Raw genomic sequence first — 24,132 nt, forward strand, 5'->3', positions numbered from 1 at the left:
GGTCAGTGCTCCGCTTCGCGCGGAGGCTGCGCCGCGACGACGGCGTGGTCCTTCTCGATCTTGCCGACCTTGGACGCGCCGCCCGGCGAGCCGAGGTCCTCGAAGAACTCGTAGTTGGCGGTGGTGTAGTCCTTCCACTGCTCCGGCACGTCGTCCTCGTAGAAGATCGCCTCGACCGGGCAGACCGGTTCACAGGCCCCGCAGTCGACGCACTCATCGGGGTGGATGTAGAGCATCCGGTTGCCCTCGTAGATGCAGTCGACGGGGCACTCCTCGATGCACGCCTTGTCGAGCACATCGACGCACGGCTCCGCGATGATGTAGGTCACGGGTTTCTCTCCTCCGTAGCCACGCCGCGATCACCCGCGGCGGTCAAGAGCCTAGTATCTCGCGTGGAGGGGGGTCGATCGTGCTCCGACGGCAGGATGTAGGACACCGTGTGGTGATCCGGCGGATTGTCGGCGTTCGCAACGGTCGCCCGCTCTATTCGGACGCGCTGGGTGAGCTGGTCGCGGTGGACGAGACGAAACTCACCGTGGCAACGACGAACGGCACGATCGTCGTACCCCTGTCGGAGGTACACCGGGCCAAGCGGGTGCCGCCGCAGCGCCGCCCGACCGCCGCCGACGTGATCGCGCTGGAGCTGGCCGCCGACGCCGCCTGGCCGGCGCCGATCCGCGGCCGGCTGGGCGACTGGCTGCTGCGCAGCGCGGACGGGTGGACGGGTCGGGCCAACTCGGCGCTGCCGATCGGCGACCCGGACCGGCCGCTCGAGGCGGCGATCGACGCGATCGAGGAGTGGTACGCCGAGCGCGGCCAGCCGGCCTTGATCAACACCCCGTTGCCGCTGGCGGCGCCGGTCGGCGCGGCGCTGGACGCCCGCGGCTGGACCGCCCGGCCGCTGACCTTCGTGCAGACCGGGGCGCTGAGCCGGCTGGTCGCCGACGCCCCGGGCGTGTCGCTGGCCAAGGCGCCCGGCGACGACTGGCTGGCGATCTACGAGGCGCGCAAGCGGAGCCTCCCGCCCGCCGCCCGGCACGTGCTCACCGGGCCGCCCGAGGTGCGGTTCGCCAGCCTGTACGACGGCGACACGCTGATCGCGGCCGGCCGGGGCGCCGTGGTCGGCGAGGAACGGCGGTGGCTGCACCTGGCGTCGATCGAGGTGATCCCGGCGCACCGGCGCAAGGGCCTGGCCCGCGTGGTCACCGCGGCGCTCGCCACCTGGGCCGCCGAGCTCGGCGCCACCGAGGCGTTCCTGCAGGTCGAGGAGCACAACACGGCCGCGATCGCGCTCTACGGCACGCTGGGGTTCACCACCCACCACAGCTACCTGACGCGCGAGCAGCCTAGCGGCGCACGACCCGACGCGGCTTGCTGAGCTTCGCCTTCGAGTAGGCGGCGAGCTGGCGGGAGCGGTAATCCTTGCCGAGCACCACGAGCAGCAGGTAGCCGACCAGGAAGCCGCCGGCGCTGAACGCCGCATAGAGCCAGATCTGGGCGAAGAACTCCCCCGCGCCGCCGCCGACCGGGTTGGCCCCGAACACCGCCGGCCCGATCAGCACCGTCGCCAGGCAGGCCACGAGCACCGCGCCGGCCATGTCGGCCAGCAAGACGCCGACCGGCCGGTCGCGCCCCCAGCGGAACGCGACGCCGGCGATGACCAGCGCCACGACCGCGAAGAAGACCAGCGACACGCGGTCCTGCATGTCCGTGTCATCGCCATACGCGAAGTTCGCGACCCCCCGGGCAACCAGGTTGATCGCGAACAACGCGCCGGCGAGGGCGCCGATCCGGAGCCAGCGGTTTCTCATCTGCGCCTCCAACGCTCACTCGGCGTCAGACGCGCGCTCAGCGTCCCCAGCCGCCGTAGGAGTTCGACGGCGCCACCGGAGCGACCGGCTCGTCGGTCGGCTGCTGCTGCTCCGGCTGGCTGTCGGGCGTGTCGGTCGTGGCCTGGTCGGTCGCGGCCGCGTCGCCCGCGGGCTTGTCGGCAGGGGGCTTTTCGCACGTGTAACGCGGTTCAGCATCGTAACGCCAGCTGAACTTCTCGCGCTGCACCTCTTTGCCGTCCTTGGTGATCACGCGGTAGGCGTCCTGCGTGAAGCCGTCCGTGCCGGTGGTCGCGATGCACTCCGGGCCGGCCGGCAGGGTCTTGCTCTCCGGCTTGACGACGTCGTGCTTCGGGGCCCATTCGGTCTTGACGCTGTCGTAGACCTTGGTGCTCCACATCGACACCGTGATCGAGTCATTGGTGTACGACGTGTCGATGAGCATCCCGTACGGCGTGGTGTTCTGGAACTTCAGGTCCAGGTCGGGCCAGAAGATCGTCGACTCGATCACCGACGGGTAGCGCGAGATGTAGAACGAGTGCGGCTTGTGCTCCACGTCCTTGAGGCCCGCGTAGTAGCTCGCGTTGAACAGCGTGGTGGTGAACTGCGAAATGCCACCGCCCACGGCCGGGACGAGCTTGTTGTTCTCGATCACCGGCGCGTCGACGTAGCCCTGCTCGTAGCCGCGCCAGCCGGTGAAGCCGTTGAGCGAGAAGGTCTCGCCGGGCTTCACGACCGCGCCGTCGACCTTGTCGGCCACGGTCACGATGTTCTTGACCCGGGGCTCGTCGAGCCCGCCGGTGAACTTGGTGGTGAAGGTCGAGACCTTCTCCTTGACGCCCATCTTCTGCAGGTTGGCGTCGGCGGTCATCGCCTGGGCCGGGTTCAGCACGGCGTCGACGGTGCGAGGGCCGGCCTTGGGCAGCACGCCGAGCACGTCGGTGGCCAGCTTGTTGCCGTCCACGTACTGGCCGCCGGCCTGGCTGACCAGCACCTGCTGCGTCGCGCCCGAGCCCTTGACCGCCGACGGCGGCGACGACTCGATCTTCGAGATCGCGGGACCCATGGCGGTACGCAGCGCGGCCGGGTCGACCGACGGCGTGACCGTGCCGTCCGCGGCGCCGTTGATCTTCAGGCTCTTGGCGATCATGTCGGGGGTGATGGTGACGTCGCCCTTCGCCGAGTGCACCGTCACCGGAGCCGCGACGGCCGGCTTGACCAGCGTGTCCATCAGCTGGTCGACCGCGGCGCGGGCCTTGGCGTTGTCGACCTCGACCAGCGGCACCGAGACGCTCGCGGCGCCGGGCTGGCCCGGGCTCGGCACGGTGCCACCGGCGGCGACGCCGGCGGCGGAGATGGTGTCGACCCAGCCGGACTTCACAGCCTCGGCGGCCTTCGGCAGGTCGACGCCCTTGCCCGGCGTCGGGTAGGTGATCTTCGGGGTGACGCCGTCGAACGTGATCGAGCCGGGGGTGGCGGCGTCGCCGGTGGCCTGCTGCACCGTGGGGCGCAGGACGGCGTCGAGCTTGGTGGCGTCGAGGGTGACGTGCGGCTTGACGGTGTCGCCGCCCCACAGGTGCGGTCCGCCGTCCGCGGCGTCGGCCACGGTGGCGTCCACGTCCACGGCCAGGCCGATCTGGTCGGGGGTGACCTGCGCGTCGGCGGACTTCGCGGAGTCGCCGGTGACGTGCACGGTGATCGGCTTGTCCAGCGCCGGCTTGCCGTCGAGCCCGGCGTGCAGGCGGTTGGCGGCGGCCGAGCGGTCCAGGCCGCCGATGTCGATGCCGAGCACGGAGGTGCCGCGGGGGACGTCACCCTTGTACGCGAAGCCGGCGAGGACACCGATGGCGATCAGCAGCAGGGCGAGGAGGGCGCCGCCGACGGCGAACCGACGACGCTTCTTGCTCCGGGGGGCGGTCTGCATCAAATACCTTAAATCGGATTTGTTTGGACCGCACCGACTGTAACGAACAGATCTCGGAGTTGACACCCTGCGTGGCGGCGCTCACCTATCGGAATCGCCGGCCAGGCAGGGGTCTAATACAGCGTTTTCGCAGGTGGAGAAGAGACAAGTCGGATGCCGACGATGGTCCAGGCCAGTGACCCGAGACCGATCATCGCCCAACCCACCCAGTTATTGGACGCAATCAGATAGTCACCCTCTGTAGTCCTGCCGGCGGCCAGGAGGGTGATCGCGAGCCAGATCAGGGCGGCCGGGAGGACGGCCCACTTGCGCCGTGTCGACCGGTATGCGAACCAGCCCACGAACAGGTTGCCGACCAGCGCCAGCAGCGCCGAGACGCCGATCAGCTGCCCGCCGACCCGCACGCTGATCAACAGCAGTTCGAGCACGGCGGACAGCGCTGACAGCAGCACCGTGAGCAGCACGCCGGCGAGGGTCAGCAGCACGGCCACCACGCCACGGTCGCGGCTGGGCCGCGGCTCGGGACCGGGAGCGGGCGCGGGCGCCGGCTCGGGCGACTCCGGCGGCGGTGGCACGTGGTCGGTGGGGCTGGACACGCTGCTCACCTGGACCCGGCCTCCGCCGGCGCGGGCTCGTCGGCCGCCAGGCCGGCGAACAGGTCGGTCTCCCAGCCGTTGGGCCCGCCGCCCGGGCCCCGCTCGCCGGCCGCGAGCGTGAAGTACTCGACACCCATGAACTCGCTGCCGAAGTCGCCGGCCAGCGCGTACAGCCAGGACGAGTCGGGGATCTGGGTGGCGTGCGACCGCAGCGCGGCGACCTTCGCGTCGTGCAGGTCGGTCGCGTCGATCCGGGCGGCGATCTTGTCGTCGGGGGTGCCGAACGGGAAGTCGTCGACGCTCTCGACGCCCTCGAACGGGTTGCCGACGGTGCCGGCGAACGCGTGCAGGCCTGCCTCCAGCACGCTCTTCGGCTGCGCGGTCCAGTAGATCTTCTGCGGCGCGACGCCCTCGGCCCGGGCCAGCTCGGCCGCCCGCATCGCCACCCGGTGGGACTGGATGTGGTCGGGGTGCCCGTAGAAGCCGCGGTCGTCGTCGGTGATCATGACCTGCGGCCGGACCTCGCGCATGACCTCGACCAGGTGCATGGCGGCGACGTCCAGGTCGGCGCGCCAGAACGCCCGGGGGTGGTCGTTGGCGGGCGTGCCCATCATCCCGGAGTCGCGGTAGCGGCCCGCGCCACCGAGGAAGCGCACGTCCCGCACGCCCAGGGCGGTGCAGGCGGCGCGCAGCTCCGCGATCCGGTAACCGCCCAGCTGGTCGGCCTCCCCGGCGGAGAGCAGCGCCAGCTCGGGGACGTAGATCTCGCCCTCTTCGCCGAGCGTGCAGGTCACCAGGGTTACCTGGGCACCCTGCGCCGCGTAGTGCGCCATCGTCGCGCCGGTGCTGATCGACTCGTCGTCCGGATGGGCGTGCACCAGCAGTAGTCGTCGAGCCACCGGGCCACTCTACGCGTGTCTCCGGCGGCCTCCCGGAACGACTCTCACCAGCCTCTTAGACCCCATACGATCCGGATGTGGAGTTTCCCGAGCTGGCCGCACGGACGCAACTGTTCACGCGCGGCGCGCCGCACGAGGTCACCGTGGCCGCCGACGGCTCGCGGGTGCTGTTCCTGCGCTCCGCCGGCCCGGAGGACGCCACCGACTCGCTATGGAGCCTGGATCTGGGCGGCGAGGCGACCGAACGCCTCATCGCCGAGGGCCCGATCGACGCGTACGCGACCGACCCGCTGGCCCGGTACGCGGCGCTGGTCACCGCGGGCCGGATGCGCCGGGTCGACGTGCGCACCGGTGCGGTCGCCGACGTCCCGGCGACCGGCCCGGTCACCGACGCGCGGCCGGACCCCACCGGCACCCGGATCGCCTACCTGAGCCCGGCCGGCGAGCTGCGGGTGATCGAGCCCGACGGCGCCGACGTGCTGCTGGCCGGCGAGGGCACCCACGTGAGCTGGGGCCGCGCCGAGGAGGTCGCCGTCCGCGACTTCGACCGGCACCGGGGCTACTGGTGGTCGCCGGACGGGCAGACCCTGCTCGCCACCCGGGTCGACGACGCGCGGGTGACCCGCACGGAGGTCGGCGAGCCACCGGTCACGCTCGCCCGTCCCCGCGCAGGGGCCACCAACGCAGAGGTCAGCCTGCACCTGCTCGACCTCGACGGCGGCTGGGTCGACGTGCACTGGGACCGGGAGACCTATCCCTACCTGGTCGCGGTCGACTGGGTCGAGGGCGGCCCGCTGATCACCGTGCTGCGCCGGATGCAGCAGCACGGCCTGGTGCTCGCCGTCGACCCGCGCACCGGCGAGACCCAGGTGCACGCCGAGCTGGCCGACCCGCGCTGGGTCGAGCCGGTCGCGGGCACGCCCTGCCACCTGCCCGACGGCCGCGTGCTGGTGGGCGGCGAGCTGGCCCACGACGGCTACGACGCGCGCTGCCTGTTCGCCGACGGCACGTTGCTCACGCCGCCGTCGCTCTACCTGCGCCGGGTGGTCGGCCGGATGCCGGGGCCGGGCAACTCCCCCGACCTGCTGGTCGAGGCCAGCGACGGCGAACCCAGCGAGCAACACCTCTTCCGCGTACGCACGGCGATCGGCGGCGGTGGCGTCGAGTCCCGCCGGCTGACCACCGCGCCCGGCTGGCACACCGGCGCCGTCGGCGGTGACGTGCTGGTCATCGGCGCCCGCTCGCTCGAACACACCGGCACCCGCTGGACGATCTGGCAGGGCGACACCCAGGTGGCGAAGCTCGAGCTCCGATCGGCCGAGCCGCCGCTGACGCCGCGGCCCACGCTGGAACGGGTCACCGACCGGCGGCTGCCGGCCGCGGTGCTCTACCCGGCCGGCCACGTCGCCGGGCGCCGGCTGCCGGTGCTGCTCGACATCGACGGCGGCCCCGGCCACCAGGAGGTGCGCGCCGAGCGGTCCGCCTGGATCGAGCGGCAGTGGTGGGCCGACAACGGTTTCGCGGTGGTCACCGTGGACAACCGGGGTACGCCCGGTGTCGCGCCGTCGTTCGAGAAGGTGGTGCACCGCCGGCTCGCCGACGTGATGCTCACCGACCAGGCCGACGCGCTCGGCGCCCTCAGCGGCAAGCACCCCGACCTGGACCTCGCCCGGGTCGCGGTGCGCGGCCGGCGGTTCGGCGGCTGGCTCGCCGCGCTCGCGGTGCTGCGCCGGCCCGAGGTGTTCCGGTCGGCGGTCGCGCAGGGCCCGATCGTCGACTGGGCCCAGTGCGGCACCGCGTACGCGGAGCGCTACCTGGGCCAGCCGATCGACGGCCCGGAGATCTACGCGCACCACTCGCTGCTGGAGGTGGCCGCCGAGCCGCTGCCGGCGCGGTCGACCGTTCGCCCGATGCTGATCGTGGCGGATCCGGCCGACCCGGAGGAGTCCGCCGAGGTGGCCCGGCTGTCCACGGCCCTGACCCGGACCAACCGCCCGCACGAGCTGCTCCGCGAGACGGACCCGGCCCGCCGCCTGCCAGCCGAGCTCGACTTCCTGCGCCGTAGCGTTTAGGGCGTGCCGGAGCTTCCCGAGGTCGAGAACGCGCGTGCGGTGATCGCGCGGACCGCTGTAGGCCGGCGGATCGTGGCCGTCGACGACCACGACACCTGGGTGTGCCGGCCGCACCCGCCCGGCCAGATCCGGGACGCGCTGGTCGACCGGGAGCTGACCGTCGCGCACCGGCGCGGCAAGAGCATGTGGTGCGAGACCTCGGAGGGCGGGCCGATCCTCGGCATCCATCTCGGCATGTCCGGCAAGATCGTGGTCGCGGACCCGGACGGCTCCGAAGTGGACGGCGGCGACTACTGGGAGCGCGGCCGCCCCAAGGGCGACTACCGATACTCCCGGTTCGCGCTGACCTTCGCCGACGGCGGCCGGCTGATGCTCATCGACCCGCGCCGGCTCGGGCGGATCCGGCTGGACCCGCCGATCGAGCTGCTCGGCCCGGACGCCACGGTGATCACCCCGGAGCAGTTCCGGGCCATGCTCGGCCGGGGCACGGCGCCGATCAAGGCGCGCCTGCTCGACCAGCACGCGGTCGCCGGGATCGGCAACCTGCTGGCCGACGACATCCTCTGGCGGGCCAAGGTGCACCCGGGCCGGCCGGTCGACGAGCTGACCCCGGACGAGGTGACCGCGCTGCTGCGGGCCACCCGATACGCGATCCGGACGTCTGTGCGCGACGGCGGCGTACACACCCTCGGGAGCCTGAAGCTGCGCGGACCGGACGGCCGCTGTCCGCGGGACGGCACGCCGGCGGCGCACGGCATCTACGGCGGCCGGAGCACCTGGTGGTGCCCGCTGGAGCAGAAGGAGGGGCCCCGCTAGGAGCCCCTCCTCACGCCGCGCCTACCTACTGCTTGATGTAGGCGTTGTAGTAGACCGTCGTGCCGATCGAGTCGGAGTGGAAGACCCCGCCGACCTTGTCACCCATGACCAGGAAGGTCTTGGACTGGTAGATCGGGACGACCGGGTAGTACTTCTCGACGATGGTCTTCTCGATCGCGGACCAGTCGTCGCCCGCCTCGCCGGCCGGCAGCGCCGAGGCCTTGTCGATGGCCTGGTTGACGTCGTCGCCGTTGAAGTAGGAGACGTTCGAGTTGCCCTTCGGGCCGATCTTCCGGCCGTCGTAGAGCACCGGGATCGTCGACGCGCCGCTCGGCCAGTCCGCACCCCAGTTGCTGATGTAGATGTCGTACGGGTTGTCCTTCGTGCGCGCCGTCGGGTTGTGGTTCGGCGTCGCGACGTAGGAGACGACGACCTCGAAGCCGGCCTTCTCGAGGCTGTCCTTGACGACCGGCGCGGTCTGCTGGCCGAACGCCGTGTCGCGGGACATGAAGGCGAGCTTGATCTTCTTGCCGCCCAGCAGTTCCTTGGCCTTCTCCGGGTTGCCGGTCGGGCCGCAGCCGGTCGGGTCGGCGATCTCCTGGTAGCCGATCGTGGTGTCGGCCTGCAGGTTGTTGGTCAGCCGGCCGGCCGCGTCACCGCCCTGCGTCAGCAGGATGCCCTGCTTGTCGAGCGCGCAGCCGATGGCCTTGCGGACGTTCATGTCCGTGAGCTTCTGGTTGTTCATCGCGAGGTACCAGACGAACAGGCTCGGGGTGTCGATCGTCCGCTCCTTGAGCGACGGGTCGCCCTGCACCTTGCTGACCAGTGACTGCGGCACGTTGTCGTAGGCGATCGCGTTGGCGTCCGCGCCGCCCGCGATGGCCCGCTCGGTCTGCGCCGCGTCGTCCGGGCCGATCTCCACCTCGACGCTGTCGAGGTAGTTGTGCCGGATCGGGTCCGTGTTCGGGTCCCAGTTCGGGTTCCGCTCCAGGACGACCTTGCTGTCCTTCACGTACTCCTTGATCTTGTACGGGCCGGACGAGAAGATCCGCCGGTCGTACTCGAGCTTCGTGTCCTTGGCCTGCGGCAGTGGCACCGAGGTGCCCATGCTCAGCGCGAACGGCAGGTCGCAGTGCGGGTTCTTGAAGTCGAACTTGAGCCCGTAGTCACCGTTGACGGTCAGGCCCGGCACGGTGGTGTTGCCGGAGGTGTAGGGGCCCTTGTATTCCGCGTTGTAGGTCGGGTTGTCGGCCAGCCACTCCTGGACGTAGGTCGGGCCGCCGTCGATGGTCTCCTCGAACGACCGGGCGATGCCGTAGGCCACGTCGGCGGCCTTGACCTCGCTGCCGTCCTCGTACTTGACGCCCTTCTTGAGCGTGTACTCCCAGGTCTTGCAGTCCCCGTTGACGTCCTTGCCCGGATCCTCGGCGAGGTCGCCGACCAGCGTCAGCTTGCCCTTGCCGTCCTCGCGGAACTGGGTCAGGTTGCGGACGATCAGGTGCTGCAGCGCCATCGAGTTGACGGTGTAGGTGCGCTGCGGGTCCAGGTGCTCGAAGTCGGCCTGCTGAATGATCTTCAGCGTGCCGCCCTTGACCGCACCCTCGACCTCGGGTGCGGGGCCCTGCGACTCCTTCGGATCGGTCGAGATCGCGCCGGTCCTCTCGACGACCTCGTTGCCTTGCTCGCCGGAATCGCCCGTGTTCTTCGAACAGGCGGCCAGCGTCGCCGCCAGCAGCAGCGCGGCGCCGGTCGCGGCGGTCACCCGCCGCAACGTCCGTGGTGGACGCATCGGTCACTCCCTCCCTATCCGTCGGAGGCTTGCAGAAAACCTCCGCCATGAGCCTGATGTTCGAACATTTCTTTCGGGTCACGGGCGCGTGTCGGCACGGCCCACACCGGCACGCGCCCGTGGGTCTACGCCAGACGAACTCTGGGGTCGATGAACGAGTAGAGGACGTCGACGACGAGGTTGGCCGCGACGATGAACAACGCGGCGAGCAACACCGTCGCCATAACCAGCGGCATATCGAGGTTGATCGCCGCGTTGAGCGATGCCTTGCCAAGCCCGGTGAAGCCGAAGATCGTCTCCGTCACCACCGTGCCGCCGAGGTAGGTGCCCAGGTCGAGACCCGCGATCGTCACGATCGGCGTGATCGCGGCGCGCAGCGCGTGTCGCCCGTACACCCGCATCTTGGTCATGCCCTTGGCCCGTGCGGTGCGCACGAAGTCCTCGGACAATGTCTCCAGCATCTGCGCGCGGGCCAGGCGCGCGTAGCTGGCGGAGTTGATGAAGCCGAGAGCCAGCCACGGCAACAGCATCGCCGCCGCCCACCTGAGCGGGTTCTCGGTGATCGGCACATAGGTCGGATAGCCGAGCAGGCCCGTCTCGTACACGAAGATGATCAAAAGGAGCGGCCCGAACAGCAGGATCGGCATCGAGGCGCCGGTCAGCGAGAAACCGACCGCGCCCTTGTCGAAGATCGTGCCCTTGCGCAGTGCCGAGATCATGCCGACCGAGACGCCGATCAGCAGCCAGACCACCGCGGCACCGAACACGATGGACAGCGTCACCGGCAGCGTGCGGCCGATGATGTCGGTGACCGGCTCGTCGTTGCGGAACGAGTAGCCGAGACACGGCGCCGGACAGTCGCGGGCCGCCTCGCCCTCGCCGAACGTGCGCCCCTTGACGATCCCGGCCATGAAGTCCGCATATTGCTGGACGACGGGCTTGTCGAGGCCCATCCGCCGGGCAATGCTCTCCTGCTGCTCGGCCGTGCAGGTCTTGCGGTTGCCGCACATCAGCTCGGCCGGGCTGTTGGGCACCGCGAAGAACAGCCCGAAGGTGAGCACGCTGACCGTGAACAGCGTCGCGACCGCGAGGAGAGCCTTCTTGACGAAGAACCGGATCATCGTCGCCGTCTCCTACCGGTCGGACTTCGGGTCGAGGGCGTCCCGCAGTGAGTCGCCGAACAGGTTGAACGCGAGCACCAGCGCGAACAGCGTGATGCCGCCGGTCAGCGTGAACGCGGGGTCGTCGCGGATGTAGTTGACGCTGTCGCTGATCAGCCGCCCGAGGTCGGGTGTGGGCTCGAGGATGCCGATGCCGAGGAACGACAGGGCCGCCTCGGCGGTGATCAGCGCCGGCACGTTGAGCGAGAAGGTCACCAAGATCGGTGCCCACAGGTTGGGCAGAAGCTGCTTGAACAGCACGTGCCCGACGCGGGCGCCGGACGCGCGGGCCGCCTCGACGAACTCCCGCTCCCGCAGCGTGAGCACCTGCCCGCGGACCAGCCGGGCGCTGTAGGTCCAGTTGAAGAGGACGAACACGATGATCAGCAGCAGTGGCCGGAACCAGGACGCCTCCTGGTCGGTCGGCCCGTAGCGCTGCGCCACCGCGATCGGCACGAACGCGAAGCAGAAGATGTAGAACGGGAACGCCAGCGTCAGGTCGGTCAGCCAGCTCAGCACCGCGTCGACCTTGCCGCCGAGGTAGCCGGCCACGATGCCGATGACCACGCCGAGCACGATGGTCAGCAGCGCCGCGGTGAGCGCGACGATCAGCGACGTGCGCATGCCGTAGACGATCTGGATGAAGATGTCCCGGCCGAGCCGGGGCTGCACGCCGAGCCAGTGCTCGGCGCTGATGCCGCCGAGATAGCCGAGCGGGTTGCCGTTGCGGTCGAGCTTGTCGGTGAACCGGTCGAGCGGTCCCTTGCCGTAGAGCCGTTCGATCAGCGGGGCGGTCAGGGCGGCCAGCGCGAACACGGCGAGGGCGATGCCGCTGGCCCACGCGGTGCGATCGCGCTTGAGTCGGAGCCAGGCGAGCTGACCGGGAGAACGGCCGACGATGACCTTGCCGGCGCTCGGTTGCTCCCCGACGGGGTCGTCGGGTGACGCGACCGCGAGACCGACCGGACCGGTGGCGCCATCGGTCATGGCGGTCACCCTCCTTCCGGGTCGTGCACTGTGCAGTGAACGCTTCGAACGCGAAAGGAAGTTGCATCCGACCGTTGGCGCTGAAAGTAAGCTACGGCCTGCGAACTGTCAGCCAGGTCGGTGGTAACGACTCTGCATCGAGGACGCCATATGCCCCGCCAAGGGTTCGCGCCCGCGACGGAATCGTGACCTATCACCGGAAGCCGGCGTGCCGGTTGGCGATCTCCTGGATAGGGTCGGCGCGTGACCCATTTCGACGCGGCCGCCGCCGCGGTCCAGGCAGCACTGGACGCCGGGGCGCGATATGCGGACGCGCGGGTGATGCACCGCCGGTCCGAGTCCATGTCGGCCCGCAACGGCGAGATCGAGGAGCTCAACCAGGACGAGGACGCCGGTGTCGGCGTGCGCGCGCTGGTCGGCTCAGGGTGGGGCTTCTACGCCCTGCCCGACATGTCCGACGGTGCCGCCCGCGCGGCCGGCACCCGCGCCGCGAAGATCGCCGCCGCGAGCGCCGGCGTCCCCGGGCCGGCCACCGGCCTGGTGCCGCTGCCGCCGGCGTCCGGCTCGTGGTCGTCGCCGTGCGAGGTCGACCCGCTGAGCGTGCCGCTGACCGAGAAGGCCGACCTGATGGTCGGGCTGACCACCACGATGCGCGAGCACGGCGCCGACCTGGCCGAGAGCCACTACCAGATCTGGGACACCGCGAAGTGGTTCGTCTCCAGCGAGGGGCACCGGATCGACCAGCGGTTCCGGGAGTGCGGTGGCGGCATCGCGGCAACCTCGATCGGCGAGGGCGAGTCGCAACGACGGTCCTACGGCAACCAGTACGGCACCCGCGGCTGGGAGCTGGTCACCGGGCTCGACCTGCCCGGCAACGCCGCGCGCGTGGCGGTCGAGTCGCGCGAGCTGCTCACCGCGGCGCCGTGCCCGGCCGGCGAGACCACGCTGATCCTCGGCAGCGAGCAGATGGCGTTGCAGATCCACGAGTCCGTGGGGCACGCGATCGAGCTCGACCGGATCCTCGGCTGGGAGGCCGCCTACGCCGGCACGTCCTGGCTCGACCTGCGCCAGCTCGGCACGATGCGCTACGGCTCGCACCTGATGAACATCGCGATCGACCCGACCATCCCGGGCGCGCTGGGCAGCTTCGGCTACGACGACGAAGGCACGCCGGCCGGTGCCCGCTACGCGGTGCACGAGGGCCTCTGGGTCGGTGTGCTGGCCGGGCGTGACTCGGCGTCGGTCGCCGGTCTCGACTACGCCGGCAGCGTGCGCTCCGACGGCTGGGCCCGGCTGCCGATGGTGCGGATGACGAACGTCGGGCTGGAGCCCGGCCCGCACACGCTCGAAGAGATCATCGCCAGCACCGATGACGGGATCTTCATGGACACCAACCGGTCCTGGTCGATCGACGACCGGCGGCTCAACTTCCAGTTCGGCTGCGAGATCGGCTGGGAGATCAAGAACGGCAAGATCGGCCGGATGTTGCGCAACCCGACCTACACCGGGATCGGCCCGACCTTCTGGCAGTCCATGGACATGCTCTCGTCGGAGGTCACCGCGTGGGGCATCCCGAACTGCGGCAAGGGCCAGCCGGGCCAGACCGGGCACACCGGCCATCCCGCGGCTCCGGCACGGTTCACCGGCGTACGCGTGGGGGTGACGGGCTGATGTCGGCGGAGCTCGATCTCGCGGGCCGGGTGGTCGACCTGGTCCACCGCCTGGCGGGCAGCGGCGCGCAGGCCGAGGCGCTGGTGGGACACACCGCCCTGGCGCTGACCCGGTTCGCCAACTCCGGCATCCACCAGAACGTCGCGGACGCGACCACCGCGGTCCGGCTGCGCATCAACCTCGACGGCCGCACGGTCGGCGGCTCGACCACCGTGGTCGACGAGGCCGGCCTGAGCGCGCTGGTCGAGCGCACGATCGCCGCGGCCGCGCTGACCCCGGTCGACCCGGGCTGGCCGGGCCTCGCGCCGCCCGCGCCCCTGGTCGCCGACGGCGCCTGGGACGAGGCCACCGCGCAGGCCGGCCCCGAGGAGCGGGCCGCCCGGGTGCGCGCGTTCGTCGACGCGGCCGAGGGGCTGGAGACCGCCGGCTACTGCCGCACCGTGCACTGGTCCGGCGCGTTCGCCAACAGCGCCGGGCAGTCCGTGTCCGGTCGGGCGGCCGAAGCCGCGATGGACGGCATCGCCCGCGTGCCGGGCGCCGACGGCGTCGCCCGGCTCGGCTCGCGCCGGCTGGCCGACATCGACGGCGCGCTGCTCGGCGGCCGGGCCGCGCTCAAGGCGCGCGCCGGCGCCGACCCCGTCGAGCTGCCGCCGGGCCGCTACGAGGTGGTGCTCGAACCCACCGCGGTGGCCGACCTGCTGGCGAACTTCGCGTTCTACGGGTTCAACGGCAAGCTGCACAACGAGCGCCAGTCGTTCGCGGAGATCGGCGCGGCCCAGTTCGACCCGGCGGTGACGATCGTCGACGACGTGACCGCCACGGCCGGCGCGGGCGTCCCGTTCGACGGCGAGGGCACGCCGAAGCGCCCGATCACGTTCGTCGGCGAGGGCATCACCACGGCGGTGGCGTACGACCGGCGGGCGGCGGCCGAGGCCGGCGCGACGTCCACCGGGCACGCGTGGCCGGGCGGCAGCGCGTTCGGCCCGCTGGCCGCCAACCTGCGGCTGCTGCCGGACGACGGCGCGCCGGCCGCGGCGGTCGCCGGCCCGGTGGCCGACGGGCACACCGCGGCGCTGCTGTCCACGATGGAGCGCGGCCTGCTGGTCACCGACTTCTGGTACACCCGCGTGCTCGACCCGAAGACCCTGGTGGTCACCGGGCTCACCCGCAACGGTGTGTGGCTGGTGGAGGGCGGGGAGATCACCCGGCCGGTGCGCAACTTCCGGTTCACACAGTCCTACCCGCAGGCACTGGGTCCGGGTGCGGTGCTCGGCGTCGGCGGCAACGCGATCACGCCGGCCGACAGTTGGGACGTCTTCGGCTTCACCGGCCCGTCGCTGCGGCTGGCTTCGTGGAACTTCACGGGCGGCGCTTCGGGATAGATTCTGCTGTATGACGACCCCGCCACCCCCGCCGTCGTCGTCGACCATCGACGAGCCGGACAATCTGCCCGAATCACCCGCTCCCGTTTCGGACAATGTGGACAATCGGCGGCGCCGCCAGCTGATCATCGGTGGGATCGTCGCGGCCGTCGTCCTCGTCGTGGTCGCCGCCTGCGGCGCGGGCGTGGTCGGCGTGGCGCGGTTCGCCGACGCGGTCGACGGCGAGGGGCGCGTGGGCGAGGCCTGCGAGGCGCTGGAGGTGCGGCTCAACCGCGTGGCACCGCCGGGCTCCACGGCCGGCCCGCGCGAGCGCGCGCTCGCGATCCGCAACGAGAACGCGGCGGTGCGCCCGTTCCTCGACGAACTGCGGCGCGACGATGACGACGACCGCCTCGTGCGCCGGTGGACCGCGCTCGTCGACGCGCGCACCAGCTACGCGGACGCGCTCGACCGGCAGGTGCGCGGCGGTGCGCCGGCGTTCTTCGTCGGGCCGGGTTCGCAGCGGTTGGCGAGCCGCCACCACGACTGCGCCGCATCCGTCCGTCGCCTCTCCGCACCGGATCTCTGAGCACCGTCCAGCGGATTGATCACATCCGCTGGCACCTCCGCGAGCCGCTCGTTTTCCTCGGCGTAACGTGTGCACCGTCACGCGCCGGTCAGCGGCAATGAGAACCTTGCGGGAGACTTCATGACGACAACGGCGACGAGGCCGGTCGGGGCGCAGGCGCGCGCCTCGATTTCGGCTCGGACGTTGCGTACGGATCGATGGTGGCTAGCGCCGCTCATCACGGTGATCGGGCTGTCGGCCTGGGTCATCTACGCGACCGTCCGGGTTTACATGCACAAGTGGTTCTTCGTCGAGGATTTCCACTACCTGACCCCGTTCTATTCACCGTGTCTGACCGATCGGTGTGGCTCGGCGGCGGAGTTCGGCACCTTCCTGCCGAGCTGGTGGATCATCCCCGAGGCGGCCCTCACGCTGCCGTTCCTGCTGCTCTTCCGGCTGACGTGCTACTACTACCGCAAGGCGTACTACCGCTCGTTCTGGCTTTCGCCGCCGGCCTGCGCGGTGCCCGACGGGCACAAGACCTACTCCGGCGAGACGCGCTTCCCCCTGATTTTCCAGAACGCCCACCGGTACGCGTTCTACGCCGCCGGCATCATCTCGGTCATCAACACCTGGGACGCCATCAAAGCGTTCCACAGCCCCGAGGGATTCGGCTTCGGGCTCGGCAACCTCATTCTCATCGGGAATGTGGTCATGCTCTGGGCCTATACGCTTTCCTGCCACTCCTGCCGGCACATCGCCGGTGGCCGGCTCAAGCACTTCTCCAAGCATCCGGTGCGTTACCGCTTCTGGACGTTCGTGTCCAAGTTGAACACCCGGCACATGATGCTGGCGTGGATCACCCTGGGGACTCTCGCCCTCACCGACTTCTACATCATGGCGGTCTCGGCGGGCTGGTTCGGCGACGTGCGGTTCATCAACTGAGGCGACTGACATGACTGAGCGAATCGAACGACACCACTACGACGTCGTCGTGATCGGCGCCGGCGGCGCCGGCCTGCGCGCGGCGATCGAGGCGCGGCTCGCCGGCAAGCGGGTCGCCATCATCTCCAAGTCGCTGTTCGGCAAGGCGCACACGGTCATGGCCGAGGGCGGCGCCGCCGCGGCGATGGGCAACGTGAACTCGCGCGACAACTGGCAGGTGCACTTCCGCGACACCATGCGCGGCGGCAAGTTCCTCAACAACTTCCGGATGGCCGAGCTGCATGCCAAGGAGGCGCCGGAGCGGATCTGGGAGCTGGAGACCTACGGCGCGCTGTTCGACCGCACGCCGGACGGCAAGATCTCCCAGCGGAACTTCGGCGGCCACGAGTACCCGCGGCTCGCGCACGTCGGCGACCGCACCGGCCTCGAGCTGATCCGCACGCTGCAGCAGAAGATCGTGTCGCTGCAGCAGGAGGACAAGCGCGAGTTCGGCGACTACGACGCCCGCATCCGGGTGTTCGCCGAGACCACGATCACCGAGCTGGTGCTCGACGGCGACCGCGTGGCCGGCGCGTTCGGCTACTACCGCGAGTCCGGCGACTTCCTGCTGCTGCAGGCGCCCGCGGTGGTGCTGGCGACGGGCGGCGTCGGCCGCTCGTACAAGGTGACCTCGAACTCCTGGGAATACACCGGTGACGGCCACGCGCTCGCGCTGCGCGCCGGCGCCACGCTGATCAACATGGAGTTCCTGCAGTTCCACCCGACCGGCATGGTCTGGCCACCCTCGGTCAAGGGCATCCTGGTCACCGAGTCCGTCCGCGGTGACGGTGGCGTCCTCAAGAACTCCGAGGGCAAGCGGTTCATGTTCGACTACGTCCCCGACGTCTTCCGCAAGCAGTACGCGGAGACCGAGGAGGAGGCGGACCGCTGGTACACCGACCCGGACAACAACCGGCGCCCGCCGGAGCTGCTGCCCCGCGACGAGGTCGCCCGCGCGATCAACAACGAGGTCAAGGAGGGTCGCGGCACCCCCGCCGGCGGCATCTACCTCGACATCGCGTCCCGGCGGTCGGCCGACTACATCCAGAAGCGCCTGCCGTCGATGTACCACCAGTTCAAGGAGCTGGCCGACGTCGACATCACCAAGGAGCCGATGGAGATCGGGCCGACCTGCCACTACGTGATGGGCGGCGTCGAGGTCGACCCTGACTCGGGTGCGGCGATGGGGCACGTGCAGGGCCTGTTCGCGGCCGGCGAGGTGTCCGGCGGCATGCACGGCTCCAACCGGCTCGGCGGCAACTCGCTCTCCGACCTGCTGGTGTTCGGCAAGCGCGCGGGTGAGTACGCCGCCCGCTACGTCGACGCCATCGGCAAGCGCCCGGCCGTGCCCGCGGGTGCGGTGGAGGCGGCCGTCGACACCGCCCTCGCCCCGCTGTCCCGGGACACGGGCGAGAACCCGTACAAGCTGCAGCAGGACCTGCAGGCCGTGATGGGCGACCTGGTCGGCATCATCCGCCGCAAGGGTGAGCTGGAGGACGCGCTGACCCGGCTCGCCGAGCTGCGCGAGCGGGTCGCCAAGGTCAGCGCGAGCGGCGGCCGCCGCTACAACCCGGGCTGGCACCTGGCGCTGGACCTGCGCAACATGCTGGTGGTCTCCGAGTGCACCGCCAAGGCGGCGCTGGAGCGGGAGGAGTCGCGGGGCGGCCACACCCGCGAGGACTTCCCCGCGATGTCCGCGAAGTGGCGGACGGTCAACCTCGTCTGCTCGCTCGACGGCGACAAGGTGCGGCTCGAGCACAAGCCGCTGCCGAAGATCCGGCCGGAGCTGATCCAGCTGTTCGAGCGCACCGAGCTGTCGAAGTACCTGACCGACGAGGAGCTGGCGGACTTCGACACGTCTGCTACCGAAGGGGCGAGCAAGTAATGGGAACCAAGCGCCAATTCAAGGTCTGGCGGGGTGACGACACCGGCGGCGACCTGCAGGACTACCAGGTCGAGGTCAACGAGGGTGAGGTCGTCCTCGACATCATCCACCGGCTGCAGGCCACCGAGGCGCCCGACCTCGCCTGCCGGTGGAACTGCAAGGCCGGCAAGTGCGGCTCGTGCTCGATGGAGATCAACGGCATGCCGCGGCTCGGCTGCATGACCCGGATGTCGACGTTCTCGGACGACGAGACCATCACGGTCACGCCGCTGCGGACGTTCCCCGTCATCCGCGACCTGGTCACGGACGTGTCCTTCAACTACGAGAAGGCGCGGGAAACGCCGGCCTTCTCGCCTCCCGAGGGTGTTGCCCCCGGCCAGTACCGGATGCAGCAGGTCGACGTCGAGCGCTCACAGGAGTTCCGGAAGTGCATCGAGTGCTTCCTGTGCCAGAACACCTGCCACGTGGTGCGCGACCACGACGAGAACAAGAAGGCGTTCGCGGGCCCGCGGTTCTTCATCCGCGCCGCGGAGCTGGATATGCATCCATTGGACGCGCAGGACGACCGGAAGACGTACGCTCAGCAGCATCAGGGTCTCGGATACTGCAACATCACCAAGTGCTGCACCGAGGTGTGCCCTGAGCACATCAAGATCACCGACAACGCGATCATTCCGATGAAGGAGCGCGTGGTGGACCGTAAGTACGATCCGCTGGTGTGGCTGGGCAGCAAGATCTTCCGTCGGCACCCTGGCGACGACGAGCTGACCGATGCCGGCGCACGTCACTCGGTGAGCGCTGGACCCGCGATGAGGGGCGAGGACTTGCCGGACGCACACGAGCGCACCGAGGAGCAGGAAGTGGAACGAGGCGTCAACTGGCACCGGCAGCTCGCGCCCGCGCAGCTTCCGGCAGTGGGTGCCAACGGCAGGCTGGGCGTGAGCGAGGCGGCGTTCGACCGCTCGGGCGCGGCCTCTCCGTTCGGCGACGACGTGGAGTTCCCGATGCGCGCGCGCGACCTCAACTACGCGCACCCCGACCAGGACTGATCTGGTTCGTTCGCTCAGGCCCCCGGCTTTCGCCGGGGGCCTTCGCGTTTCACGCTAGGTGAGCCACGGGCCCGCGCGGAGGGCGGCCACGATCGGGGCGTCGGCCGGCAGCCAGGGAACCTCGTCCAACTCGTCGCGGTGCAGCCAGCGCAGGGCGGCATGTTCCAGCGGTCGGGGCTGCCCGTCAAGCAGTCGTGCGGCGAAAATCTTCAATACGGTACGGCGGTGCCCTAACGGGATATCGTCGCCGATGCGGTCGCCAACCGCGATCCGCACACCCAGTTCTTCCTGGCATTCCCGCACGAGTGCCCCGGTCTCGGACTCACCCGGCTCGACCTTGCCGCCGGGAAACTCCCACAGGCCGGCCAATTCGGGAGGATGCGCCCGGGCACAGGCCAAAACTTTACGCTCAGCAACGATGGCGGCACCGACGATAACGCGGATGGCTGCACTCCCCCGCCCGTCGGGCGCGCTTGGACTTTCGGCTTGCACGAGCAACCAGCGTGCCAGACGAATTGTCGTTTCGGGTGCCGGAGCCGTCCCCTAGGTCACCACAAGGGGGAAATGTGGGCGTGGACACGGGGGCCGGTCAGCGAAAGACTGTGAGCACCGAACCATGACGAGACGGCGACGATTTGGCCACAAGCCGGCAACGACGCCTGGGAGGTGTGGATGCGAGCCCTGTGGAACGGGCGGAGCCGTGGCGACTACCTATCCGACGCGCTCGCCCTGCTGGCCGGCTGGACACGTGAAGACAAGCAGCTCAAACGGGTGTTCCAGCTGGACAACTCGCAGCACAGCGACCTGACCGAACGCGTCAAGGTCTGCGCCGACGCCCTCCACCTGCGGGCCGAAATCCGCCGTCTCGATGGTTACACACAGGTCAAGCTCGCCGCGGCCGACGGCGTGTCGATCACGGAGCGCGAGGTCACGCTGGCGGCGCGCATCGAAGACGCCTACCGCCTCGTCCTCAACGACGAGTGATCTTTCGGTGACCTACCGCAGCTCGCTGCTGTGGGTGCTCGCCGCCACTCTCCTGGGTTGCCTGGCCGGCGCCCTCTGGCCCTTCCTCCTCACGGACGGTTACGAAGCCGGCGACTCCGCCCTGGGCACCGCGCTCCTCTGCGGCTGCGCCGCGGCACTGGTGGCCGCCGCCGCCGTCACGTACGCAGGTAGGAAGCGCCGTTGATGTCGATGACCCCGCCGGTCATCGACTCCGTGCCCGGGGTGGCCAGGAACGTCACCAGCCGCGCCACCTCGTCGGGGTCGGCGACGCGCCCGATCGCGGTCTCGCCGCGGATCTCGTGCCCGCGCGGCCCGTTGAGGTAGGGCGCGGCCATGTCGGTCTCGACGTACCCGGGCGCGATCGCGGTGACGAAGATGTTGTGCGGGCCGAGGGCCTTGGCCAGTGACTGGCTGAGGCTGTTCAGGCCCGCCTTGCTCGCGCCGTACGCCACGTGGTTCGGCTCACCGCGGAACGCGCCGCGCGAGGTGATGTTGATGATGCGCCCACCGCCGGCGGCCACCATGTGCGGCACGACGGCGTGGATGAGGTTCGCGGGGCCGACCAGGTTCGTGTCGAGCGTGCGGCGCCAGATCGCCTGCCAGTCGTCGTAGGAGGTCTCGAGCACCGGCTGCGGCTCGTACATCCCGGCGTTGTTGACCAGCACCCCCACGGACCCGTGCCGGCCGACGACGCTCTCGACGAGGTCCTTGACCTGGACGGGGTCCTGGAGATCGGCCTGCCGGATCTCGTGGTCATGGTCCGGCGGGAGGCTGTCCAACGTCTCCTGCGCCGCGGCCTTGTTGCTGACGTAGTGGACCACCACCGTCGCGGCCGCGGCCGCGAGCTGCTGGGCGGTGGCCCGCCCGATGCCCCGCGAGCCGCCCGTAACCAACGCCACCACACCGTCGAGAGCCATGGCGACAGCATGCCAGCCTTGACCGCGGTCCTTAACGTGAGATTCATGACCGCCACGAACGCCAAGTACGACCGCAAAGAGCAGCTTCGCCAGATCGAAAGTGGACTGTTACCGGGCGAGGAGGTGATCGCGGTCTACGACGCGATCGGCACCGGCACCGGCTTCATCGGCGTGACGAACCGCCGGGTGATCGTGCAGGACAAGTCGTTCGTGGGCAAGAAGGTGGCGATCACCAGCATCCCGTACGCGAAGATCACCAGCGTGAGCGTCGTCAGCAACAAGTCCTGGGGCGGCTCGTTCTTCTCGACGGGCTCGATCGCGATCCACGTGGGCGCGCACACCTACGAGGTAGAGTTCCGGGGATCTGACAAGGCCCACCACGTGCACAACGTGGTGCTGCACTACATCAGCTGACGACGAGGTTCCACTTCCGCTTGGCGGCGATGGTGACGCCGGGCGCGCGGTAGTAGGGGTCCGCGGCGACCAGCTCCTCGAACTCCTCCTCGGTGTCGACGTCGAAGACGAGCAGAGCCCCGGACTCGTCGGCGTACGGGCCGGCCATCGCGACCTTGCCCTGCTGCTTGAGCCCGGCCACCAGCTCGCGGTGCGCGGGCCGGTGGTCGAGCCGCGCGGGGTTGCCGTCGAATGCCAGTTCGAGCAAGAACATGAACGACATCCTAGGCCCGGGGCCAGTCCGGAACCGGCGAGACCTCGATCGGCCCGTGCCGGTCACGGACGTAGGTCGCGTAGTCCACGAAGTGTCGTCGCCGGCCGAGGAAGTGCCGGTAGTGGTCGAAGTGCCACCGGCAGCCCGTGTGATCGTCAGCCGAGGCGCGCGCAGAGCCGGGCGAGCTCGTCCAGGCCGTCCAGCAGCTCGGCGCACTGCTCGGGCGTCGCGCCATCGGCGCCCTAGCGCACACCGGCCGGAAGCTCGTGCACCGCGTACTCGAGCCATTGGCGGTCGCGACCGTAACGATCCCGATCAGACGTTGAAGCGGAACTCGACCACATCGCCGTCCTGCATGATGTAGTCCTTGCCTTCGATGCGGACCTTGCCCGCGGCCTTGGCGGCCGCCATGTTGCCCGCGGCCATCAGGTCGTCGTAGGAGACGATCTCGGCCTTGATGAAGCCCCGCTGGAAGTCCGAGTGGATGACGCCCGCGGCCTCCGGGGCGGTGGCGCCGATCGGGATGGTCCAGCCCCGCGCTTCCTTCGGCCCCGCGGTCAGGTAGGTCTGCAGGCCCAGCGTCCGGAACCCCACCCGGATCAGCTGGTCGAGGCCCGGCTCCGGCTGGCCGATCGACTCGAGCAGCTCGCGCGCCTCGTCCTCGGGCAGGTCGATCAGCTCGGACTCGACCTTGGCGTCCATGAACACGGCCTCGGCCGGTGCGACCAGGGCGCGCAGCTCGTCGAGGAACGCGGCGTTGTTGAGCTCCTCCTCGTCGACGTTGAAGACGTAGAGGAACGGCTTGGTCGTCAGCAGGTGCAGCTCGCGCAGCTCGGCGACGTCGATCCCGGCCGCGGCGGCGCCGGCGTAGAGCGTCGTACCCTGGTCGAGCAGCTCACCCGCCGCCTTGGCCGCGGCCGCGATCCCGGCGCGGTCCTTGCGGAGCTTGGCTTCCTTCTCGAGCCGCGGCAGCGCCTTCTCGATCGTCTGCAGGTCCGCGAGAATCAGCTCGGTATTGATCGTCTCGATGTCGTCGGCGGGCGACACCTTGCCGTCGACGTGGACCACGTTGGGATCCGAGAAGGCCCGCACGACCTGACAGATCGCGGAGGCGTCGCGGATGTTGGCGAGGAACGCGTTGCCGCGCCCCTGCCCCTTGGAGGCCCCGCGCACGAGCCCAGCGATGTCGACGAACGAAACAGGAGCCGGAACGATCTTCTGCGAGTCGTACAGGGCGGCCAGCTTCCCCAACCGCGCATCCGGCAGCCCGACGACGCCGACATTCGGCTCGATGGTCGCGAATGGGTAGTTCGCCGCCAGCACGTCGTTTTTGGTCAACGCATTGAACAGCGTGCTCTTGCCGACGTTGGGCAGGCCGACGATCCCGATGGTCAGACTCACAACAGCCCAGCTTACGTGGAAGGCTCACCCACGCCTCCGGTGGGCAGCGGAGCGGTGTCGGGCGGGAGCGATAACCGGCGGAGCCGCCACTGAACAGCGAGGGGCCGGCCCAGCGGGTGACCACAACAGCGCCAGAGCCAGGTCCCGGTGTCGGGCTGGAGCGACGGTCGTGCCCCGGCGGATCCGCCACTCGACAGCGACGGGCCGACCGCGGCGGGTTACCACAACAGCGCCGGGGCCAAGTCCCGGTGTCGGGCGTAGCCCGACAACCAGGATCTCCGGGCGATGACGGTGGCGCCTAACCGGACAGGACGAGCGACCCTGACCCCCCGGGACGCCGCACGATCGGTCGTGAACCAGCGGCCCGGAACCGCCCCCTGCTGCTCGCCCCTCGCAACATCGATCATGAGCCGCCCGCCCGTCGACCGTCCCATAGGCAGCGATGCCGAAGGGGCGGGTCCCTGCCCGTCGATCACTGTGCCCGGCTTTGTCACCGTGACGGACCCGGACTTCGCGACCGCCACTCCGACGCCTGCCGCGCCGAGAGCGAGC

Annotated in this window: 24 protein-coding genes; 12 read left to right on the forward strand and 12 right to left on the reverse strand. The window is 70.2% G+C overall.

The window, feature by feature from the left end; translation table 11 throughout:
• Window positions 1-2: 2 nt before the first annotated feature.
• Window positions 3-329, reverse strand: a complete 327-nt coding sequence (gene fdxA / locus AB0H87_RS03175; RefSeq protein WP_239091056.1) for a ferredoxin — start codon at window positions 327-329, stop codon at window positions 3-5.
• 80 nt (window positions 330-409) lie between these two features.
• On the opposite strand from fdxA, the gene AB0H87_RS03180 reads away from it, so the two are divergent.
• The gene (locus tag AB0H87_RS03180; protein ID WP_360138717.1) at window positions 410-1,378 is read left to right on the forward strand and encodes a GNAT family N-acetyltransferase; all 969 of its coding nucleotides are present in this window, start codon (window positions 410-412) and stop codon (window positions 1,376-1,378) included.
• Here the strand turns inward: AB0H87_RS03180 and AB0H87_RS03185 are convergent.
• The 4 genes from AB0H87_RS03185 to mshB form a co-directional block, all read right to left on the reverse strand.
• Window positions 1,347-1,811, reverse strand: coding sequence for a hypothetical protein (locus tag AB0H87_RS03185; protein ID WP_360138720.1), 465 nt, complete (start codon window positions 1,809-1,811; stop codon window positions 1,347-1,349). The genes AB0H87_RS03180 and AB0H87_RS03185 overlap by 32 nt on opposite strands.
• Window positions 1,812-1,848: 37 nt before the next feature.
• Window positions 1,849-3,753, reverse strand: a complete 1,905-nt coding sequence (locus tag AB0H87_RS03190) for a VanW family protein (RefSeq protein WP_360138723.1) — start codon at window positions 3,751-3,753, stop codon at window positions 1,849-1,851.
• Between the two features lie 113 nt (window positions 3,754-3,866).
• Entirely contained in the window at window positions 3,867-4,349 is a 483-nt protein-coding gene (locus AB0H87_RS03195; RefSeq protein WP_360138726.1) for a hypothetical protein, read from the reverse strand.
• Window positions 4,350-4,354: 5 nt separating this feature from the next.
• Window positions 4,355-5,248, reverse strand: coding sequence for an N-acetyl-1-D-myo-inositol-2-amino-2-deoxy-alpha-D-glucopyranoside deacetylase (gene mshB, locus AB0H87_RS03200; RefSeq protein ID WP_360138729.1), 894 nt, complete (start codon window positions 5,246-5,248; stop codon window positions 4,355-4,357).
• A 77-nt stretch (window positions 5,249-5,325) separates the two neighbouring features.
• Here mshB and AB0H87_RS03205 point away from each other — a divergent pair, with 77 nt between their 5' ends.
• Together AB0H87_RS03205 and AB0H87_RS03210 are read left to right on the forward strand one after the other, a co-directional pair.
• The gene (locus AB0H87_RS03205; protein ID WP_360138732.1) at window positions 5,326-7,320 is read left to right on the forward strand and encodes a prolyl oligopeptidase family serine peptidase; all 1,995 of its coding nucleotides are present in this window, start codon (window positions 5,326-5,328) and stop codon (window positions 7,318-7,320) included.
• A 3-nt stretch (window positions 7,321-7,323) separates the two neighbouring features.
• Entirely contained in the window at window positions 7,324-8,136 is an 813-nt protein-coding gene (locus AB0H87_RS03210; protein ID WP_360138735.1) for a DNA-formamidopyrimidine glycosylase family protein, read from the forward strand.
• A 25-nt stretch (window positions 8,137-8,161) separates the two neighbouring features.
• Here the strand turns inward: AB0H87_RS03210 and AB0H87_RS03215 are convergent, their stop codons facing one another.
• The 3 genes from AB0H87_RS03215 to AB0H87_RS03225 form a co-directional block, all read right to left on the reverse strand.
• Window positions 8,162-9,925 carry an ABC transporter substrate-binding protein gene (locus AB0H87_RS03215; RefSeq protein ID WP_360138738.1) on the reverse strand — a complete coding sequence of 588 codons (1,764 nt, stop codon included), beginning with the start codon at window positions 9,923-9,925 and terminating at the stop codon, window positions 8,162-8,164.
• A gap of 125 nt (window positions 9,926-10,050) precedes the next feature.
• Window positions 10,051-11,046 (reverse strand): ABC transporter permease, encoded by a 996-nt coding sequence (locus AB0H87_RS03220; RefSeq protein ID WP_360138741.1) that lies wholly within the window; start codon window positions 11,044-11,046, stop codon window positions 10,051-10,053.
• A 12-nt stretch (window positions 11,047-11,058) separates the two neighbouring features.
• Window positions 11,059-12,072, reverse strand: coding sequence for an ABC transporter permease (locus tag AB0H87_RS03225; protein ID WP_360138744.1), 1,014 nt, complete (start codon window positions 12,070-12,072; stop codon window positions 11,059-11,061).
• Between the two features lie 243 nt (window positions 12,073-12,315).
• On the opposite strand from AB0H87_RS03225, the gene AB0H87_RS03230 reads away from it, so the two are divergent.
• The 6 genes from AB0H87_RS03230 to AB0H87_RS03255 all read left to right on the forward strand — a co-directional run bounded on the left by AB0H87_RS03230 (window position 12,316) and on the right by AB0H87_RS03255 (window position 19,590).
• Window positions 12,316-13,743, forward strand: coding sequence for a TldD/PmbA family protein (locus AB0H87_RS03230; RefSeq protein WP_360138747.1), 1,428 nt, complete (start codon window positions 12,316-12,318; stop codon window positions 13,741-13,743).
• Window positions 13,743-15,125 carry a metallopeptidase TldD-related protein gene (locus AB0H87_RS03235; RefSeq protein WP_360138750.1) on the forward strand — a complete coding sequence of 461 codons (1,383 nt, stop codon included), beginning with the start codon at window positions 13,743-13,745 and terminating at the stop codon, window positions 15,123-15,125. Before AB0H87_RS03230 ends, AB0H87_RS03235 begins: the two co-directional genes overlap by 1 nt.
• A 10-nt stretch (window positions 15,126-15,135) precedes the next feature.
• The gene (locus AB0H87_RS03240; RefSeq protein ID WP_360138753.1) at window positions 15,136-15,693 is read left to right on the forward strand and encodes a hypothetical protein; all 558 of its coding nucleotides are present in this window, start codon (window positions 15,136-15,138) and stop codon (window positions 15,691-15,693) included.
• A 120-nt stretch (window positions 15,694-15,813) separates the two neighbouring features.
• Window positions 15,814-16,617, forward strand: coding sequence for a hypothetical protein (locus AB0H87_RS03245; RefSeq protein WP_360138785.1), 804 nt, complete (start codon window positions 15,814-15,816; stop codon window positions 16,615-16,617).
• Between the two features lie 10 nt (window positions 16,618-16,627).
• Window positions 16,628-18,541 (forward strand): fumarate reductase/succinate dehydrogenase flavoprotein subunit, encoded by a 1,914-nt coding sequence (locus AB0H87_RS03250; RefSeq protein WP_360138756.1) that lies wholly within the window; start codon window positions 16,628-16,630, stop codon window positions 18,539-18,541.
• Window positions 18,541-19,590, forward strand: a complete 1,050-nt coding sequence (locus AB0H87_RS03255; RefSeq protein WP_360138759.1) for a succinate dehydrogenase/fumarate reductase iron-sulfur subunit — start codon at window positions 18,541-18,543, stop codon at window positions 19,588-19,590. Before AB0H87_RS03250 ends, AB0H87_RS03255 begins: the two co-directional genes overlap by 1 nt.
• 54 nt (window positions 19,591-19,644) lie before the next feature.
• Here the strand turns inward: AB0H87_RS03255 and AB0H87_RS03260 are convergent, their stop codons facing one another.
• On the reverse strand, window positions 19,645-20,082 hold the full coding sequence (locus tag AB0H87_RS03260) for a (deoxy)nucleoside triphosphate pyrophosphohydrolase (protein ID WP_360138762.1): 438 nt from the start codon (window positions 20,080-20,082) through the stop codon (window positions 19,645-19,647).
• A 180-nt stretch (window positions 20,083-20,262) separates the two neighbouring features.
• Here AB0H87_RS03260 and AB0H87_RS03265 point away from each other — a divergent pair, with 180 nt between their 5' ends.
• On the forward strand, window positions 20,263-20,574 hold the full coding sequence (locus AB0H87_RS03265) for a 4a-hydroxytetrahydrobiopterin dehydratase (protein ID WP_360138764.1): 312 nt from the start codon (window positions 20,263-20,265) through the stop codon (window positions 20,572-20,574).
• Between the two features lie 7 nt (window positions 20,575-20,581).
• Window positions 20,582-20,779, forward strand: coding sequence for a hypothetical protein (locus tag AB0H87_RS03270; protein ID WP_360138767.1), 198 nt, complete (start codon window positions 20,582-20,584; stop codon window positions 20,777-20,779).
• On the opposite strand, the gene AB0H87_RS03275 is transcribed toward AB0H87_RS03270, so the two are convergent.
• A complete protein-coding gene (locus AB0H87_RS03275; RefSeq protein ID WP_360138770.1) occupies window positions 20,751-21,512 on the reverse strand; it encodes an SDR family oxidoreductase in 762 nt (253 codons plus the stop codon). The genes AB0H87_RS03270 and AB0H87_RS03275 overlap by 29 nt on opposite strands.
• Before the next feature lie 45 nt (window positions 21,513-21,557).
• On the opposite strand from AB0H87_RS03275, the gene AB0H87_RS03280 reads away from it, so the two are divergent.
• Window positions 21,558-21,926: a PH domain-containing protein gene (locus tag AB0H87_RS03280; RefSeq protein WP_360138773.1), complete on the forward strand. Its 369-nt coding sequence runs from the start codon at window positions 21,558-21,560 to the stop codon at window positions 21,924-21,926.
• Here AB0H87_RS03280 and AB0H87_RS03285 read toward each other — a convergent pair.
• Both AB0H87_RS03285 and ychF read right to left on the reverse strand, forming a co-directional pair.
• On the reverse strand, window positions 21,919-22,179 hold the full coding sequence (locus AB0H87_RS03285) for a YciI family protein (RefSeq protein WP_360138776.1): 261 nt from the start codon (window positions 22,177-22,179) through the stop codon (window positions 21,919-21,921). The genes AB0H87_RS03280 and AB0H87_RS03285 overlap by 8 nt on opposite strands.
• Window positions 22,180-22,494: 315 nt before the next feature.
• Window positions 22,495-23,580, reverse strand: a complete 1,086-nt coding sequence (gene ychF, locus AB0H87_RS03290; protein WP_360138779.1) for a redox-regulated ATPase YchF — start codon at window positions 23,578-23,580, stop codon at window positions 22,495-22,497.
• Between the last annotated feature and the right edge of the window lie 552 nt (window positions 23,581-24,132).

The sequence above is a fragment of the Asanoa sp. NPDC050611 genome (assembly GCF_040654855.1).
Classification (GTDB): Bacteria; Actinomycetota; Actinomycetes; order Mycobacteriales; family Micromonosporaceae; genus Asanoa.